The sequence below is a fragment of the Bradyrhizobium sp. USDA 4502 genome, from assembly GCF_054063355.1.
This window is the reverse complement of record NZ_JBSSGF010000001.1, coordinates 4,167,937-4,183,651: the sequence shown is the minus strand read 5'-3', so window position 1 is coordinate 4,183,651 and position 15,715 is coordinate 4,167,937. Positions and strand designations below refer to the sequence as shown.

Annotated in this window: 15 protein-coding genes; 6 read left to right on the top strand and 9 right to left on the bottom strand. The window is 65.3% G+C overall.

The genetic code is table 11. From position 1 onward, the window contains the following. Positions 1–5: 5 nt before the first annotated feature. Positions 6–533 (top strand): xanthine phosphoribosyltransferase, encoded by a 528-nt coding sequence (gene gpt, locus ACVW1B_RS19405; RefSeq protein WP_057019092.1) that lies wholly within the window; start codon positions 6–8, stop codon positions 531–533. 153 nt (positions 534–686) lie between these two features. After that, on the top strand, positions 687–1,310 hold the full coding sequence (locus ACVW1B_RS19400; RefSeq protein WP_456780299.1) for a hypothetical protein: 624 nt from the start codon (positions 687–689) through the stop codon (positions 1,308–1,310). Between the two features lie 16 nt (positions 1,311–1,326). Here the strand turns inward: ACVW1B_RS19400 and ACVW1B_RS19395 are convergent, their stop codons facing one another. Then, a complete protein-coding gene (locus ACVW1B_RS19395) occupies positions 1,327–2,349 on the bottom strand; it encodes a methionine synthase (protein ID WP_253639494.1) in 1,023 nt (340 codons plus the stop codon). A 98-nt stretch (positions 2,350–2,447) separates the two neighbouring features. On the opposite strand from ACVW1B_RS19395, the gene ACVW1B_RS19390 reads away from it, so the two are divergent. From ACVW1B_RS19390 to ACVW1B_RS19375, 4 genes are all read left to right on the top strand, one after another. Then, entirely contained in the window at positions 2,448–3,152 is a 705-nt protein-coding gene (locus ACVW1B_RS19390) for a glutathione binding-like protein (protein ID WP_076830192.1), read from the top strand. 99 nt (positions 3,153–3,251) lie between these two features. Then, on the top strand, positions 3,252–3,863 hold the full coding sequence (locus ACVW1B_RS19385) for a 2-hydroxychromene-2-carboxylate isomerase (protein WP_168856778.1): 612 nt from the start codon (positions 3,252–3,254) through the stop codon (positions 3,861–3,863). Further along, a complete protein-coding gene (locus tag ACVW1B_RS19380; RefSeq protein WP_456780300.1) occupies positions 3,863–4,840 on the top strand; it encodes an NADPH:quinone oxidoreductase family protein in 978 nt (325 codons plus the stop codon). The genes ACVW1B_RS19385 and ACVW1B_RS19380 overlap by 1 nt, the downstream gene beginning before the upstream one ends. Before the next feature lie 175 nt (positions 4,841–5,015). Then, positions 5,016–5,942, top strand: coding sequence for a ketopantoate reductase family protein (locus ACVW1B_RS19375; protein WP_253608005.1), 927 nt, complete (start codon positions 5,016–5,018; stop codon positions 5,940–5,942). Here ACVW1B_RS19375 and ACVW1B_RS19370 read toward each other — a convergent pair. The 8 genes from ACVW1B_RS19370 to ACVW1B_RS19335 all read right to left on the bottom strand — a co-directional run bounded on the left by ACVW1B_RS19370 (position 5,939) and on the right by ACVW1B_RS19335 (position 15,591). Further along, positions 5,939–6,625: an alpha/beta fold hydrolase gene (locus ACVW1B_RS19370; protein WP_253608006.1), complete on the bottom strand. Its 687-nt coding sequence runs from the start codon at positions 6,623–6,625 to the stop codon at positions 5,939–5,941. The genes ACVW1B_RS19375 and ACVW1B_RS19370 overlap by 4 nt on opposite strands. After that, positions 6,622–7,512 (bottom strand): crotonase/enoyl-CoA hydratase family protein, encoded by an 891-nt coding sequence (locus ACVW1B_RS19365; protein ID WP_057019086.1) that lies wholly within the window; start codon positions 7,510–7,512, stop codon positions 6,622–6,624. The genes ACVW1B_RS19370 and ACVW1B_RS19365 overlap by 4 nt, the downstream gene beginning before the upstream one ends. Before the next feature lie 122 nt (positions 7,513–7,634). After that, positions 7,635–9,053, bottom strand: a complete 1,419-nt coding sequence (locus tag ACVW1B_RS19360) for an amidase (protein ID WP_456780302.1) — start codon at positions 9,051–9,053, stop codon at positions 7,635–7,637. After that, positions 9,046–10,218 (bottom strand): M20 aminoacylase family protein, encoded by a 1,173-nt coding sequence (locus tag ACVW1B_RS19355; protein WP_016846360.1) that lies wholly within the window; start codon positions 10,216–10,218, stop codon positions 9,046–9,048. Before ACVW1B_RS19355 ends, ACVW1B_RS19360 begins: the two co-directional genes overlap by 8 nt. A gap of 6 nt (positions 10,219–10,224) precedes the next feature. Then, positions 10,225–11,745: a M81 family metallopeptidase gene (locus ACVW1B_RS19350; RefSeq protein ID WP_253608009.1), complete on the bottom strand. Its 1,521-nt coding sequence runs from the start codon at positions 11,743–11,745 to the stop codon at positions 10,225–10,227. A 222-nt stretch (positions 11,746–11,967) separates the two neighbouring features. Further along, positions 11,968–13,617, bottom strand: a complete 1,650-nt coding sequence (locus ACVW1B_RS19345) for an ABC transporter ATP-binding protein (protein WP_253608010.1) — start codon at positions 13,615–13,617, stop codon at positions 11,968–11,970. Between the two features lie 141 nt (positions 13,618–13,758). Continuing rightward, positions 13,759–14,646: an ABC transporter permease gene (locus tag ACVW1B_RS19340; RefSeq protein WP_057019082.1), complete on the bottom strand. Its 888-nt coding sequence runs from the start codon at positions 14,644–14,646 to the stop codon at positions 13,759–13,761. Between the two features lie 3 nt (positions 14,647–14,649). After that, positions 14,650–15,591, bottom strand: coding sequence for an ABC transporter permease (locus tag ACVW1B_RS19335; protein ID WP_028336105.1), 942 nt, complete (start codon positions 15,589–15,591; stop codon positions 14,650–14,652). Positions 15,592–15,715 lie beyond the last annotated feature (124 nt).

The following is a 15,715-nucleotide window of genomic DNA, read 5'->3' as shown; positions in this document are numbered from 1 at the left end:
ACGATATGGCTGAACGAAATTCCGAACCGAGTGCACAGGAGCGAGCCGGCAGGCCGTTTCCGGTCTCGTGGGATCAATTCCATCGGGACTGCCGGGCGCTGACCTGGCGGCTCAATGAGGTCGGCCCGTTCCAAGCGGTGATCGCGATCACCCGCGGCGGGCTGGTGCCCGCAGCGATCGTGGCGCGCGAGCTCGGCTTGCGGGTGATCGATACCGTCTGCGTCGCCAGCTACGACCACGACAAGCAGGGCGACCTGAAAGTGCTCAAGGGCATTTCGGAGCAGACTGCCAAGCTCGGCGGCGGCACCGGCAAGGGGCTCTTGATCGTCGACGACCTCGTCGATACCGGCAAGACCGGCAGGCTGGTGCGCCAATTGCTGCCCGATGCGCATTTCGCGACCGTGTACGCCAAGCCGAAGGGCCGGCCGCTGGTCGACACCTACATCACCGAGGTGTCGCAGGACACCTGGATCTACTTTCCCTGGGATACCGCGCTGTCGTTCCAGCCGCCGATCCGCGACGGGGCGGCGTGAGGAGTCACCTCGCCCCGCTTGCGGGGAGAGGTCGATCGCGGAGCGATCGGGTGAGGGGGAGTCACCGCGAGTTCATCTCTCACTATCTTTGCGGACAAGCCCCTCACCCCAACCCTCTCCCCGCAAGAGCGGGGCGAGGGGGAAGTAAGAAACATGCCCCTGCAAAACCGCGTCACGCCCACCGGCGACATCGTCGCCTCAGACCATCGCGGCACCTTCACCGGCAATCGCGGCATCATCCACGATCCGGCGACGCGCACGCTTCTGAACAAGCGCTGGTCGAGCCCGGCCTGGCTCACCTGCGTCTGCGAGTTCAGGGGACGGCGGCGCAAGGTGATGAGCCGTCAGAGCTGGACCGAGCTGTTCTTCCTCGATGAGGCCACCGCGTTTGCGGCCGGACACCGGCCCTGCTTCTACTGCCGCCGTGACGATGCCAAGCGGTTTCGCAGCTGCTGGGAGCAGGGCAACGGCGTGAGCGATCTCAGCGCCAAGGCGATGGATGCGGTGCTGCATGCCGAGCGGCTCGACCGCGGCAAGAAGCGGCTGCATCCGCTGCCGACGCGATTGCGCGACTTGCCCGACGGGACGATGGTGCAGGCGAGCGGGGACAGCTACCTCGTCGCCGACGGCGCCATGTTGCGCTGGTCGTTTGCCGGTTACGGCCGGGCCGACGTACCGGAGCCGGCAATGCTGCTGACGCCGCCATCGACGTTGCGCGCCTTCCAGGCCGGCTACCGGCCGGTGTTGCATCCGAGCGCGATGGCCGTTCTGGGTTGATCGGCCGGCGTCATCCTTACGCCAGCCGCTGCCGAGCCAGCTTGGCACCGGCGCCCAGCGCGATCAGCTTGGCTTCCGCGATGTCCCGCCGCATCGGCGCCATGCCGCAATTGGTGGTCGCGATGATGTTGCCCTTCGGCACGTGCCTCGCGACCGCCTCGATCACCTTGACGACGTCCTCAGCGGTCTCGATCTCGTCGCTGGCGACGTCGATCACGCCGGCCTGCACGATCTTGCCGGGAAGCGCCGCGAGCAGTTCGATCGGCACCTTCGAGTTGCGGCATTCGATCGCGACCTGCTGGATCGTGCTCTTGTCGATGACGGGGAAGGTCTCCTCGTATTGCCGCCACTCGCCGCCAAGCGTCTGCTTCCAGTCGGTGTTGGCCTTGATGCCGTAGCCGTAACAGATGTGCACGGCGGTGGCGCAGGTCAGGCCTTCGGCGGCGCGCTCCAGCGCCTTGATGCCCCAGTCGCGCACTTGGTCCATGTAGACGTTGAAGGCGGGCTCGTCGAACTGGATCATGTCGACGCCGTCGGCCTGCAACGCCTTCGCCTCCTGATTCAAAAGCTCGGCGAAAGCGAAGGCCATCTTCACACGGTCGCCGTAATACTTGTCGGCGATGGTATCGATGATCGTCATCGGGCCGGGCATGGTGAATTTCAGCCGGTTCCTGGTGTGCGCGCGGGCCGCACGGGCCTCGCTCTCGTGGACGCGTCCCTTGAGCTGCAGCGGTGCGACCACCTGCGGCACCATCGCCTTATAGCGGTCCTTGCGGATGCCCATCTCGACCTTGTGGGCGAAATCGATGCCCTCGATCCGCTCCAGGAAGCCGTGCACGAAGTGCTGGCGCGCCTGCTCGCCCTCGGTGACGATGTCGACGCCGGCATCTTCCTGCAGCTTGACCGCCAGCACCGTGGCATCGCGCTTGGCGCGGGCGAGCTCGGCGCCCTCCGACTTCCAGGGTGCCCACAGCATGTTCGGCTCCGCCAGCCATTCCGGCTTCGGCAGCGAGCCTGCGATCGTCGTTGGAAACAGCATGGGTGCCTCCCGTTGGGTTCTGATTGAGGGCCTGTGTGCCATGTCCTAAGGTGGAGGTACAGAACAACAAAAGTCTTTGTGATGGGAATAGAACGCCGATGATCGATCTGCACTACGCGCCGACGCCGAACGGCTGGAAGATCTCGATCATGCTGGAGGAACTGGGGCTGCCCTACAAGGTGATCCCGGTGAACATCCGCGCCGGCGAGCAGTTTCGGCCCGAATTCCTGGCGATCAGCCCGAACAACCGGATCCCCGCCATCGTCGACCATCAACCGGCCGACGGCGGCGGGCCGTTCTCGGTGTTCGAGACCGGCGCGATCCTGATCTATCTCGCCGACAAGACCGGCCGTTTCCTGTCGCGGGAGTTGCGTGCGCGGTCGAACGTCATCCAATGGGTGATGTGGCAGATGGGCGGCCTCGGGCCGATGCTCGGCCAGCACGGCCATTTCGCGCTCTATGCGGCCGAGAAGATTCCCTACGCGATCGAGCGCTACCGCGACGAGACCGCGCGGCTCTATGGTGTGCTCGACCGCCAGCTCGGCAGGACCGGCGCCTATATCGCCGGCGACGACTATTCGATCGCCGACATCGCCTGCTTCCCCTGGACCATGACCCACAAGGCGCAGGGTTTTACCCTCGACGATTTCCCGAACATCAAGCGCTGGTACGCCACCGTGCGCGCCCGCCCGCAGGTGCAGGCGGGGCTTGCGATCGGAAAATTCGTCAAGGAGCCGTTTGACGAGGAATCACGCAAGAACATGTTCGGCCAGCGTGCGAAGGAATTGGTCGAGAAGAAATGATGCCCGTTATTCCGCGGCGCGACACAGTCGCGAGCCCTGCGCCTTGCGGTGCATCCCGGAATGACGAGAATGAATGTGGAAAAGACAAAGGGAAACGCCATGATCGAATTCTTCTTCGACTGCTCCAGCCCGTGGACCTATCTCGCCTGGCACAACATCCAGCCGCTCGCGAAGGAGTTCGACGCTCCGATCACCTGGCGGCCGATCCTGGTCGGCGGCATCTTCAACACCGTCAACCCGTCGGTCTACGCGCAGCGCGAGAAGCCGGTGCCGCTGAAGGCGCGCTACATGAAGAAGGATCTCACCGACTGGGCGCGCTCGGCCGGCCTTGCGATCAAGATGCCGCCGACCGTGTTCCCGGTGAACAGCGTCAAGGCGATGCGCGGCTGCATCCTTCTCGGCAACGAGAAGATGGTGCCGTTCGCCCGCGCGGTGTTCGAGGCCTATTGGGGTGACGACAAGGACATTTCGCAGGATGCGGTGCTGACCGAGATCTGCACTAAACTCGGGATCGATCCGGCGCAATTCCTTGCCGGCATCGGCGACCAGGCGATCAAGGATCAACTCAAGGCCAACACCGAGGAGGTGATGGCGCGCGGCGGCTTCGGCTCGCCGACGATCTATCTCGACAAGACCGACATGTATTTCGGCAACGACCGCTTGCCGCTGATCCGCGAGGCGCTGGCACGCCTCAAGGCGCGGGCCGCCTGATGCCGAAAGCCGTCGTTTGCCGCGAGCTCGGCCCGCCCGAGCGTCTGCAGCTCGAGAACTTTGCCTCGGTGCCCTTGCAGCCGGGCCAGGTGCGGGTTGCGATCCGGGCCGCCGGGATCAACTTTCCCGACATCCTGATGGCCGCGGGCGAGTACCAGCTCAAGCCGCCGCTGCCGTTCACGCCGGGGTCGGAAGCCGCCGGCGATGTCGTCGAGGTCAATGGAGCATCCGGTGTCGCCGTCGGCGACAAGGTGATCGTCAAGATGCGCTTCGGCGCCTATTGCGACGAGACGGTTGCAACGCCGTCGCAGCTCGTGCCGGTGCCGTCGACTTTCGACTACGCGGAAGGCGCGACCTTCCTGGCCGCGCACGGCACCGCCTATCATGCGCTGATCGATCGCGGGCAGATCAGGCCGGGCGAGGTGCTGCTGGTGCATGGCGCCGGCGGCGGCGTCGGACTTGCCGCGGTCGAGATCGGCAAGCTGCTCGGCGCCACCGTGATCGCCGCGGCTTCGAGCGAGGAGAAGCTTGCGATCGCCAAGGCGCGTGGCGCGGACCATCTCGTGCTCTATGCGCGCGAGCCGTTCCGCGATGCGGTCAAGCGCCTCACCGACGGTCGCGGCGCCGATGTCGTGTTCGATCCTGTCGGCGGCGAGGTGTTCGAGAACTCGATGCGCTGCATCAACTGGGGCGCGCGGATTCTCGTCGTCGGCTTCACCGGCGGCATCGGTCTTGCCCGCACCAATCTGTTGATGATCAAGGGCGCGAGCGTGCTCGGCGTTCGCGCCGGCGAGGCGGTGCGCAAGGATCCCGCGCTCGGCGAGGTCAGGTTCAAGGCGCTGAGCGAATGGGCCGAGGCCGGCCGGGTGCGGCCGAATATCTCGCACCGGCTGCCGCTGGAAGACTATGCGAAGGCGATGCGGCTGTTGATCGAGCGCAAGGCGATCGGGCGTGTGGCGCTGCTGACGAGGCCGTGAAGCCATAGATCCGTCGGGCAGGCGGCTTGCCAGCGTCCGCCATGCACCGATAGCAGACCAAATTCTGCAGTGCAGCCAAATGACGCGATGGGCCCGGCGTTCAAGGAATCGAACCCAGGTCCGTCGCGTGATATCCTCTGCCGGCTGAGTGTCGTTGCAGGGGGGAGGATATGACATGCGTATCGCTGTGATGGCGGCCGGTGCCCTCGGCGGTTATTTCGGAGCACGTATGGCCGCGGCAGGGCACGACGTGTTCTTTATCGCACGCGGCTCCAACCTCGAGGCGATCAGAAAGAACGGTCTCAAGGTCGAGAGTGTGCTCGGCAATCTTCATTTGCCCGAACCCAACGTGACCGATGATCCTGCCACGGTCGGTCCGGTCGATATCGTGCTGTTCGCGGTCAAGCTTTGGGACAGCGAGACGGCAGCCAGGTTGTCTCTCCCCCTGGTCGGACCGCGCACCCGGGTGATCCCGCTGCAAAACGGGGTCGATAGCGCCGAGAGGATCGCCCCGATTCTCGGCGCCGACAATGTGGTCGCCGGAAGTGCCTACATTGCTACAGTGCTGTCCGCGCCTGGCGTCGTCACCCACACGAGCCAGTTCGCGCGCATGGTCTGCGGCAGAACCGACGGTAAGCCCGATGACGGCCTCAAGGCCTTTGCCGACGCCGCTCAAGCGGCCGGCATCGACATCTCGGTGTCCGACGGGATTGACCGCGAGCGCTGGCAGAAATTTGTATTCCTCGTCGGACTATCAGGCGCGACCGCAACGACTCGCCAGCCGCTGGGGCCGATCCTGGCCGACCCGGATACGCGAGCGTTCTTTTACAGCCTGATGAGCGAGGTGGTGGCGGTCGGCCGTGCCAGGGGCGTTCCCATTCCGGAGAATTTTGCCGAGGACCGAATGAAATTCGCGGAAGCCTCGCCGCCCACCTTCAAGGCTTCCATGCTGCACGATCTCGAACGCGGCAACCGGCTCGAACTCGACTGGCTCGCCGGAAAGGTGGTGGAGTTCGCCCGCCCGCTTGGCATTCCTACGCCAGCCAACAATGCGGTCTATGCCATGCTCAAGCTGCACAGGATGGGTAACGCCCACGCCTAGTCCACCTGACGATTTGTGCTGAATTGCCCCTCTCGCAAGAACGCGATGGTCTGCGCGATCGCATCGGCGTTGCGCACCAGCCAGGGATGCGAGGTCCGGATCACGATGTGATCGGCCATACCCTCGAGCCTGGTGTTGGCGACCGACACCCGGCCGTCATGCGGCCGCGGCAGGGCCATGGAGGTGATCGGATAGACCGAACGGTTGCCGGCAATGATGCCGGCGGAATAATCGATCGGCGGCAGCAGCGCGCTGGTCGCGGCATCGCGGCGGGTGACGAGCTGCTGCCCGGCCGGACCGAAATAGGCGCGATAAGCCGCGAGGTTCTTCAGGCGGTCGGCGATCTCGCTGCCGCCGTTCGGCGTGCCCAGCATCACGACGCGGCCGAGCCGCGCCGGGCGATGCCTTGCCAGATAGACGCGCGCCAGAAGCCCGCCCATGGAATGGCAGACGAAGTTCACGGAGCCGTCGAGGCTCTCTGCGAATCGATCGAGCGAGGGGCGGATGTCCTCGGCCAACACGTCGAGTGGCTTGCGCCGGCTATCATAGTCGAGATTGAGGGTGGCAAAGCCGGCAGCCTTCAGTGCCAGCTCCATCCTGCGAAACGAGCGCGCCGTCCTGCTGATGCCGTGCAGCAGGACGACGCCGTCAAGTGTGGACGCCGCTTGACGCCGTTCGTTCACTTATAGTCGCGCTCTTGCCACCACGGGAAATAGTCGGGCATGTCCGACGACACCTTGTTCTTGAACTGCGCGGGGCGCTTTTCCAGGAACGACACCACGCCTTCCTTGACGTCGTCGGAGCGGCCGCGGGCATAGATGCCGCGGCTGTCCACCTTGTGCGCCTCCATCGGATCGTCGGCGCCCATCATGCGCCACATCATCTGGCGGATCAGCGCCACCGACACCGGCGCGGTCTTGGCCGCGAACTCCTTGGCGAGTGCACGCGCGGTCGGCAGCAGATCGGCCGGCGGCACCACCTTGCTGACGAGCCGGCCGGCGAGCGCTTCCTGCGCCGGGAAGACGCGGCCGGAATAGCACCATTCCAGCGCCTGCGAGATGCCGACGATGCGCGGCAGGAACCAGCTCGATGCGGCTTCCGGCACGATGCCGCGCTGGGAGAACACGAAGCCGAAGCGCGCGGCGTCGGAGGCGATGCGGATATCCATCGCAAGCTGCATGGTGACGCCGATGCCGACCGCCGGGCCGTTCACCGCAGCGATGACAGGCTTCAGGCACTTGAAGATGCGCAGCGTCACTTGTCCGCCGCCGTCGCGCACCTGCGGATCGCTGTAGTCGACGCTGCCGTCAGCATTGCGCTTGACCGGGCCGCGCCGCGCATCGCGGTCGAACGTGTTGGCGCCGGATGAGAGATCGGCGCCGGCGCAGAAGCCGCGGCCCGCACCGGTCACGATGATGGCCCTGACGTCGTCGTCCTTGTCGGCTTTGTCGAACGCGTCGATCAGCTCCTGCTGCATCGTGGCGTTGAAGGCGTTGAGCTTGTCGGGCCGGTTCAGCGTGATGGTCAGGATCTGCTCGGCGACCTCGTACTTGATCGTCTCATACGCCATGGGGATGATTTCCTTCCTTTTATTTGTCATTGCCGGGCTCGACCCGGCAATCCATCTCTTCTTTATGAAGAAGATGGATGCGCGGGTCGAGCCCGCGCATGACAATTTGGAAGGCCGAGGCGCTACTTCTTCGGCGGCGTCGGCCACGGCTTCTGCGGGCCGCGCAGGCTTTCGAACGCCTTGCCCATGCCGAGCACGCCGATGTCGTCGAAGCGGCGGCCGATGATCTGGACGCCGATCGGAAAGCCCTTCTTGTCGTAGCCGCCGTTGATCGACAGCGCGGGGTTCTCCGACATATTCCACGGCACGGTAAAGCAGATGTGCTCGAACGGCTTTGCGGGGTCGTTGAGCGGCGCTGCGAACTCCGCCGGGAAGTTCACCACCGGCGACACCGGCGAGATCACGTAGTCGACCTCGCAGAACAATTTCGCGGCGGCCGCGCGGATCGCCATCGTCATGTTGAAGCCGCGCACCACATCGACGCCGGAGAGCTTTGCACCGGCCTCTGCCCAGTTGAGGATGTAGGGCAGGGTCTTGCCGCGGTCGGCCTGCGACAGTTTTGACAGCTCATCCCAGGTCCGGGCGCGCCAGAAATTGTCGAGCCCTTCGAGCATCTCGGGCGTCAGGATGCCGTCGATCTCGGTGATGACGGCGCCGGCGGATTCGAACGCCTTCGCAGCCTTCACGACGACCTCGCGAACCTCCTTCTCGACCTTCTGGCCGGAGCCGGCGTCGAGCATCAGCCCGATGCGCAGCTTGCGCGGCGACTTCTCCAGCGCCTTCCAGTTCACCTCGAGCGCCGGCAGGCTCATGCCGTCGCGGCGGTCGGGACGCGACAGCACGCTCATCATCAGCGCGGCGTCATCGACGGTGCGGGTCATCGGACCGGCGACGCGGCCGACATAGGGCGGGTCGATCGGCACGCGGCCGAGGCTCGGCTTCAATGCGACGAGGCCGCACCAGTTGGCCGGCAGCCGCACCGAGCCGCCGATATCGGTGCCGAGATGCAAGGGACCATAGCCGGCGGCACCTGCCGCGCCAGCGCCGGCGCTCGAGCCGCCGGGGTTCTTGCTGACATCCCAGGGATTGCGGGTCAGCGGATGGAACGACGACAGGCCCGACGACAGCATGCCGTAGTCCGGCATCGTGGTCTTGGAGAAGATCACGCAGCCGGCCTCGCGCAACCGCGCCGCGGGCGGTGCATCCTTCTCCACGGGCGCCAGCTTGACGCTCGCCGCGCCCAGCGGCACCGGCTGCCCCTTGGTCGCGACATTGTCCTTGATGGTGGCGGGAACGCCATCGAGCGTGCCGGCCGGCTCGGCCTGCTGCCAGCGCTCGGTCGAGGTCCTGGCGACCTTCCGCGCCCCTTCCGGGTCGTACAGATACAGCGCCTTGATGTGCGGCTCCCAGGTCGCGACCTGGGAGATGATTTCCTCCAGCACCTCGGACGGCGAGAACTGCTTGGCACGATAGCCGGCGAGCAGGTCGACGGCGGAGAGATCGTGCAGCGACGTGATGGCGTCCCCTTTGGGCTTATGCATGCGCACCTGCCGGCATGCGTTTCTCGATGATGCGGGCGAACATGCTGGCGCCGATCGGCAGGATCTTGTCGTCGAGAACGTAACCGGGATTGTGAACGGGCACGGAGCCGTCATGGCCGACCCAGAAATACGCGCCGGGAATGGCCTGCATCATGTCGGCGAAATCCTCGCTGCCCATCTTCGGCGTCGAGCGCGTGATGACCTTGGCGGGGTCGACGACGGTGCGCGCGACTTCCTCGACGACGCGGGACTGCTCTTCCTGATTCACCAGCACGCTGAAGCCGTCGCGGATCTCGACCGAGATTTCGGCGCCATATGCCGCCGCAAAGCCGGCGGAGATTTCGCGCATGCGCTTGCGGATCAGCTCACGAATCTCGTCGGAGAAGCAGCGCACCGTGCCGCACATCCAGGCTTCGCCGGGAATGACGTTGTACGCCGACCCGGAATGGATCTGCGTGATCGACAGCACCGCAGCCTGCAGCGGATCGACGTTGCGGCTGACGATCGACTGCAACGCCTGTCCGAGCGTCATTGCGATCACGACCGCGTCCTTGGAACGCTCCGGCATCGCGCCATGGGCGCCATAGCCCTGGATCCTGATGTCGAAGAAGTCGGCTGCGGCCATTGCCGGGCCCGGCAGGATCGCGATCTCGCCATGGTTGAGGTCCGGCGCGTTGTGCAGGCCATAGACCTCGTCGCAGGGGAACTGCTTGAACAGGCCGTCCTTGATCATGGCGCGGGCGCCGCCGAGGCCTTCCTCGGCCGGCTGGAAGATGAAATGCACGGTGCCGTCGAAATTGCGGGTCTCGGCGAGATAGCGCGCCGAGCCGAGCAGCATCGTGGTGTGGCCGTCATGGCCGCAGCCGTGGAAGCGGCCGGGAATGGTCGAACGCCACTTCAGATTGGTGTTCTCTTCCATCGGCAGCGCGTCCATGTCGGCGCGCAGGCCGATCTTCTTGGTGCCGTTGCCCTTGCCCTTGAGCACACCGACCACGCCGGTGCCGCCGAGGCCGCGATGCACCTCGATGCCCCAGCTCGTCAGCTTGTCGGCGACGATGCCCGAGGTGCGGACCTCCTCGAAGCCGATCTCGGGATGTGCATGCAGATCCCGTCTGATGGCGGTGAGTTCGTCGGCAAAACTGTCGATGCGCTCAATGGTCGGCATGGCTCTCTATCCGTTTGTGCGTGATGGGGAGGTGGGTGTGAAAGTAGGGCCGTTCGGCTTGATACGAATGCCGGGACGCAAATGTCTCCACGGCAGCGTGGCGGTATCGGCGGGCATCGCGCCGGGAGCGGCGCAGATCAAGAGCTTCTCGGCGATCGGCTCGAAATCGGCGCGGAAGTGCACCGAGCTCTTGTTGACCAAAATCTTCTGTGCCGTCGGCTCGATGCCGACATAGCGGTACATCGCCTGGTCGGCAAGCTGGGCCTTGTAGGAGCCGACCACGACGCGGACGTCGCCGACCCGCAGGCAGGCCGAGGGGCCCATGTCCATGTCGCGGCCGCCGAAATAGGGACCGGGAGCCACGAATTTTCCATCCGAGAGCTGTTCGACGACAAAAGTCTCCCGGTATGGCGCGTCGCCGGGAATGCCGGACTTGCCGCCGAGCTCGAGCGTGACTGATGCCCCGACACCGGCGCTGTGCGCGGCCTTCGCGGATTGCGGGTCGTAGATCACGCCGGTTGCGGCACTCGCCTTGTTGCGCACCAGCGCGCGCAGCATGCCGGTGGTGTCGGAATCGCCGCCGGCGCCGGGATTGTCCTGGGTGTCGGCGATGATGATCGGCTTGCTGGCCGATTTCGCCAGTTCCATCGCCAGCCGCACGCCTTCGTCGGGCGAATAGATCCGGCCGTCGAAATCGTCCTCATGGCTCTCGACCAGGGCGACGACCTTGTCGGCGGCGGCATCCGCATCGGCCTGGGTCCGGCCGTAAGCGAATACGCTCGGCCCGCAATCCCTGAAATCGGCGGCCGGGAAGCCCGGCGCAAACGACAGCGTCGGCACCGCGTCGCTCTCGAGTGCGGCGAGCTTCTGATAGATGCCCTTGGTCGGCTGGTCGTTGGTGCATTGCCAGCTGATCGGGATCAGGAACGGCAGTTGCCGGAATGCCTTTGCGAAGCGCTGCCTGGACTTGAGCATCAGCGCCAGATGCCGGGCGCAGGCGCGGCCGGTTTCGGCCATGTCGACATGCGGATAGGTGCGGTAGGCAATCAGCGCATCGGCATGCTCGATCATCTTTGGCGAGACGTTCGCATGCAGATCGAGGCTCGCCACCAGCGGCAGGTCGTTGCCGATCGCCTTGCGCACGCGGGCCAGCGTTTCGCCTTCACCGTCGTCATAATGCTCGGTGACCATGGCGCCGTGCAGGTCGAGATAGACGGCATCGATCGGTCCGGCCGCGGCGATGCCGTCGACCATTTCCGTCACGATCCGCTCGAACGCATCCTTGCTGACATGCGCCGACGGGCTCGCCGCGGCGAAGATCGTCGGCACCAGCTCCCAGCCATTGGCTTCCGCCGCCTCGACAAAGCCGGCGAGGCCGACATTGATCTTGCGCATGACCTTGAGCACGTCGGCGCCATGCGTCATCGACGGCCAGCCACCGCCATGCACGAAATCGTCATAGGTTGCCTTCGTCGGTGCGAAGGTATTGGTCTCGTGCAGGAAGCCGCCAACGGCAATGCGGGTCATCAAGTCGGTCTCGATACGTTTCTTCGATCATGATGCGATCATAACGACGCGCGTCATGATCTCATCTCGTTGGTTGGAGCGTGATCTCCGGGGAAGACCGGCGTCCACCTTCAGGGCCACGCTCTAGCGCGCGACGTTAAGCGTGTCGTCGCGCCCAGCGCAAGCCGGGGAGCACCAGCGGATTTGCATGCCCTGTGGGCGGAAAGGCTTGAGGCTAAAGACCTAGGCCGTCGCCACAATGCCTTCCGAAACCGGGCGGAAATTCGCAAAATCCCAGCCGCGTCCGGGCGCCGCATCGAGCAGCGCGCGGGTATAGGCCTGCTGCGGATTGGTCAGCACCTCGGCGGCCGGTCCCTGTTCCACAACGCGGCCATGTTGCATCACGGCGACGTCGTCGCAGATTTGTGCGGCGACGCGCAAATCATGCGTGATGAACAGCAGCGCGATGCCCAGCCGGCGCTGGATTTCGTCAAGCAGATCCAGAACCTGCGCCTGCACCGAGACGTCGAGCGCGGACACCGCCTCATCCGCGACGAGCACGTCGGGATCGAGCGCCAGCGCGCGCGCGATCGCGATGCGCTGGCGTTGGCCGCCGGAGAACTGGTGCGGATATCGCGAGATCGCGTCGGGCGGCAAATGGACGAGCTCGAGCAGCTCGCGCGCGCGCGCCAGCGCATCCTTGCGCGGCATGCCGTAATTGACCGGGCCTTCCGCGATGCTCTCGCCGACGGTGACGCGCGGATTGAGCGAGCGGTAGGGATCCTGGAAGATGATCTGGATCTTCTGGCGATGCGGCTGCAACAGCCGGCGCGACAGGTCGGAGATCTCGCGGCCGGCGAGGCGCACCCCGCCGGAGGTCGGATCGATCAGGCGGACGATGCATCGCGCGACCGTCGACTTGCCGGAACCGCTTTCGCCGACGATGCCGAGGGTGCGGCCCTTGCGCAGAGTGAGCGTGACGTTGCTGGCGGCGGCGACCTCGCGGGCTTTGCCGTACAGCGACCGCTCCCGGTAGACCTTACTGAGCTCGTTGGCTTCCAGCACCACGGGCTCGGTCGTCTCCGGGCGCGGCGCGCGCGGCACCAGGCTCGGCACCGAGGACAAGAGGTTGCGGGTGTACTCCATCTTCGGATTGCGCAGCACGTCCTGCAGCGGGCCGGTTTCGACCAGGCGGCCGTGCCGCATCACCGCGACGCGGTCGGCGATCTCGGCCACCACGCCCATGTCGTGGGTGATAAACAGAACCGCGGTGCCGTGATCGCGTTGCAGGTCGCGGATCAAGGTGAGGATCTGCTTCTGGGTGGTGACGTCGAGCGCGGTGGTCGGCTCATCCGCGATCAGGAGCTTCGGCTCCAGCACCAGCGCCATCGCGATCATGATGCGCTGGCGCTGGCCGCCCGACAGGCGGTGCGGGTAGGAGGAGAAGATGCGCTCCACGTCCGGCAGCCGCACATGCTCCATCATCGCCAAAATCTTCTGGCGCCGCGCGCGGGCATCGAGATCTGTGTGGGCGCGCAGCACCTCGTCGATCTGGCGGCCTACCGGCACCACGGGATTGAGCGCGGTCATCGGCTCCTGGAAGATCATCGCCATCCGCGTGGCGCGGAGTTGCCGCAGCCGCCGGTCGCTGGCGGTGAGCAGTTCCTCGCCGACCAGTTTGACGCTGCCGCCAGACGGCACCAGCGTGCCCTTCTGCTGCAGGCCCATCACGGTGAGCGATGTCACCGACTTGCCCGAGCCGCTTTCGCCGACCAGGCACAGCGTCTCGCTTTCACGTACCTGCAGCGAGAGGTCGTCGATGATGCGATGCGCATCCGCCTTGCGGCCGAGGCCGACGACGAGATTGCTGATGTCGAGGACGACGTTGGTCATGTCAGGGTCTCTTGGCGCTGTGAAGGAATTTACCCACTGTCATTCCGGGATGGTGCGCCAGCACCAGACCCGGAATCTCGAGATTCCGGGTTCGATGCTTCGCATCGCCCCGGAATGACGGCTTCAGAAGAGCTGAAGCCGTCACTTGCCCTCACGCTGCTTCATGCGGGGATCGAGCGCGTCGCGGGCGGCGTCGCCGATCAGGTTGACGCTGAGAATGGCGATCGAGAGCAGCAGCCCCGGCCAGAAGATCAGCGACGGCTTGACCTGGAAATAGGCGCGGCCCTCGGCCATGATGTTGCCCCAGGTCGGCGTTTCCGGCGAGATGCCGGCGCCGAGGAACGACAGGATCGCCTCGGTCAGGATCGCGGACGCGCAGACATAGGTGCCTTGCACGATCAGCGGCGCGATCGTGTTCGGCATCAAATGCCGCCACATGATCTTCGGCAGGCTGGTGCCGAGCGAGATCGCGGCCTCGACATAAGGTTCCTCGCGTGCGGTCAGCACCACCGAGCGCACCAGCCGCGCCACGCGCGGGATCTCGGGGATGGTGATCGCGACCATCACGGTCCAGATGCTGGCGCCCGACAGCGACACCACGGCGATCGCGAGCAGGATGGCGGGGATCGCCATCAAGCCGTCCATCACGCGCATCAGCACCGCATCGACCCAGCGGAAGAAGCCGGCGACGAGGCCGATCAGAAGGCCGATGGCGATCGAGCAGACGGCGGCGCCGAGCCCGATCACCAGCGAGATCCGTGCGCCGTAGATGATGCGCGACAACAGGTCGCGGCCATAAGCGTCGGTGCCGAGCAGATATTGCGCGCTCGACGGCTTCAGCCGCTGCGACGGCGTCAGCAGCAGAGGATCGTGCGGCGCAAGCAGCGGCGCGAAGATCGCCATCAGGATGATGAGGGCGAGGCTGATCGTCGCAACCGCGATGATCGGCGTCGACGTCAGGAAGCCGAACTTGACGCGGAACGGCCGGGTGACGGGAAGCGAGGATTCGGGAAGGGTTTCGATCGCCATTGCTCAGTACCGGATACGAGGATCGAGCAGGGTGTAGGCGAGGTCGATCAACAGATTGACCGCGACGTAGATACCCGACGTCAACAGGATCATCGCCTGGATCACCGGATAGTCGCGCGCCAGCACCGCATCGACGGTGAGGCGGCCGATGCCGGGCAGATTGAACACGCTCTCGGTGACGACGACGCCGGAGATCAGCAGCGCGAAGCCGGAACCGATCACCGTGATGACCGGCACGGCGGCGTTGCGCAGCGCATGGCGCAGCAGCACGCCGGTCTCGCCGATGCCCTTGGCCCGCGCCGTGCGCACGTAATCCTCGCCGAGCACATCGAGCATCGAGGCCCGCGTCATGCGTGCGATCAGCGCGACATAGATGAAGGAGAGTGTGCAGGTCGGCAGGATGAGGCGCTGGAAGAACGGACCGAAGCCGGCCGAGATGCTCTTGAAGCCCTGTACCGGAACCCAGCGCAGATCAATCGCAAAGATCTGGATCAGCACATAGCCGATGACGAACACCGGCACCGAGAAGCCGAGCACGGAAAGCCCCATCACGAAGCGGTCGATCCAGGTGCCGTGCTTCCACGCCGCGATCACGCCGAGGGGCACCGCCACCAGGATCGAGAGGATGATGGTGGCCAGCGCGACCGAGATCGAGGGCTCGAGGCGCGGGACGATCATTTCGAGGATCGGCTTGTTCGAGATCAGGGAGACGCCGAGGTCGCCGTGCAGCAACTTGGCGATCCAGGTGTAGAACTGGATGTAGATCGGCTCGTTCAGACCAAGCGAGGTCCGAATGCGTTCGAGCTGTTCGGGCGTCGCGTTGTCGCCGGCGAGGATGGCGGCCGGGTCGCCCGGCGTCAGCCGCAGCAACAGGAACACGAACAGAGCCACCACGCCCATCACGGGAATGGCGGCGAGGATGCGGCGAAGCAGATATCCGAGCAAATTTGATCCGTTGGGTTGTGGTCGATGAAGTCCCCAGCGGGACCGTTGCACACCAGACCGTAGCACAGATGGTAGCAGACTCACGGTAGAACTTGAGCAAGTCCCATGCCATCGGTGCTGCGGA

What these genes read in the sequence shown, in the direction of transcription:
- gpt (WP_057019092.1), top strand. Translation starts at nt 6, where the DNA reads ATGGCTGAACGAAATTCCGAACCGAGTGCACAGGAGCGAGCCGGCAGG.
- ACVW1B_RS19400 (WP_456780299.1), top strand. Translation starts at nt 687, where the DNA reads ATGCCCCTGCAAAACCGCGTCACGCCCACCGGCGACATCGTCGCCTCA.
- ACVW1B_RS19395 (WP_253639494.1), bottom strand. Translation starts at nt 2,349, where the DNA reads ATGCTGTTTCCAACGACGATCGCAGGCTCGCTGCCGAAGCCGGAATGG.
- ACVW1B_RS19390 (WP_076830192.1), top strand. Translation starts at nt 2,448, where the DNA reads ATGATCGATCTGCACTACGCGCCGACGCCGAACGGCTGGAAGATCTCG.
- ACVW1B_RS19385 (WP_168856778.1), top strand. Translation starts at nt 3,252, where the DNA reads ATGATCGAATTCTTCTTCGACTGCTCCAGCCCGTGGACCTATCTCGCC.
- ACVW1B_RS19380 (WP_456780300.1), top strand. Translation starts at nt 3,863, where the DNA reads ATGCCGAAAGCCGTCGTTTGCCGCGAGCTCGGCCCGCCCGAGCGTCTG.
- ACVW1B_RS19375 (WP_253608005.1), top strand. Translation starts at nt 5,016, where the DNA reads ATGCGTATCGCTGTGATGGCGGCCGGTGCCCTCGGCGGTTATTTCGGA.
- ACVW1B_RS19365 (WP_057019086.1), bottom strand. Translation starts at nt 7,512, where the DNA reads ATGGCGTATGAGACGATCAAGTACGAGGTCGCCGAGCAGATCCTGACC.
- ACVW1B_RS19360 (WP_456780302.1), bottom strand. Translation starts at nt 9,053, where the DNA reads ATGCATAAGCCCAAAGGGGACGCCATCACGTCGCTGCACGATCTCTCC.
- ACVW1B_RS19355 (WP_016846360.1), bottom strand. Translation starts at nt 10,218, where the DNA reads ATGCCGACCATTGAGCGCATCGACAGTTTTGCCGACGAACTCACCGCC.
- ACVW1B_RS19350 (WP_253608009.1), bottom strand. Translation starts at nt 11,745, where the DNA reads ATGACCCGCATTGCCGTTGGCGGCTTCCTGCACGAGACCAATACCTTC.
- ACVW1B_RS19345 (WP_253608010.1), bottom strand. Translation starts at nt 13,617, where the DNA reads ATGACCAACGTCGTCCTCGACATCAGCAATCTCGTCGTCGGCCTCGGC.
- ACVW1B_RS19340 (WP_057019082.1), bottom strand. Translation starts at nt 14,646, where the DNA reads ATGGCGATCGAAACCCTTCCCGAATCCTCGCTTCCCGTCACCCGGCCG.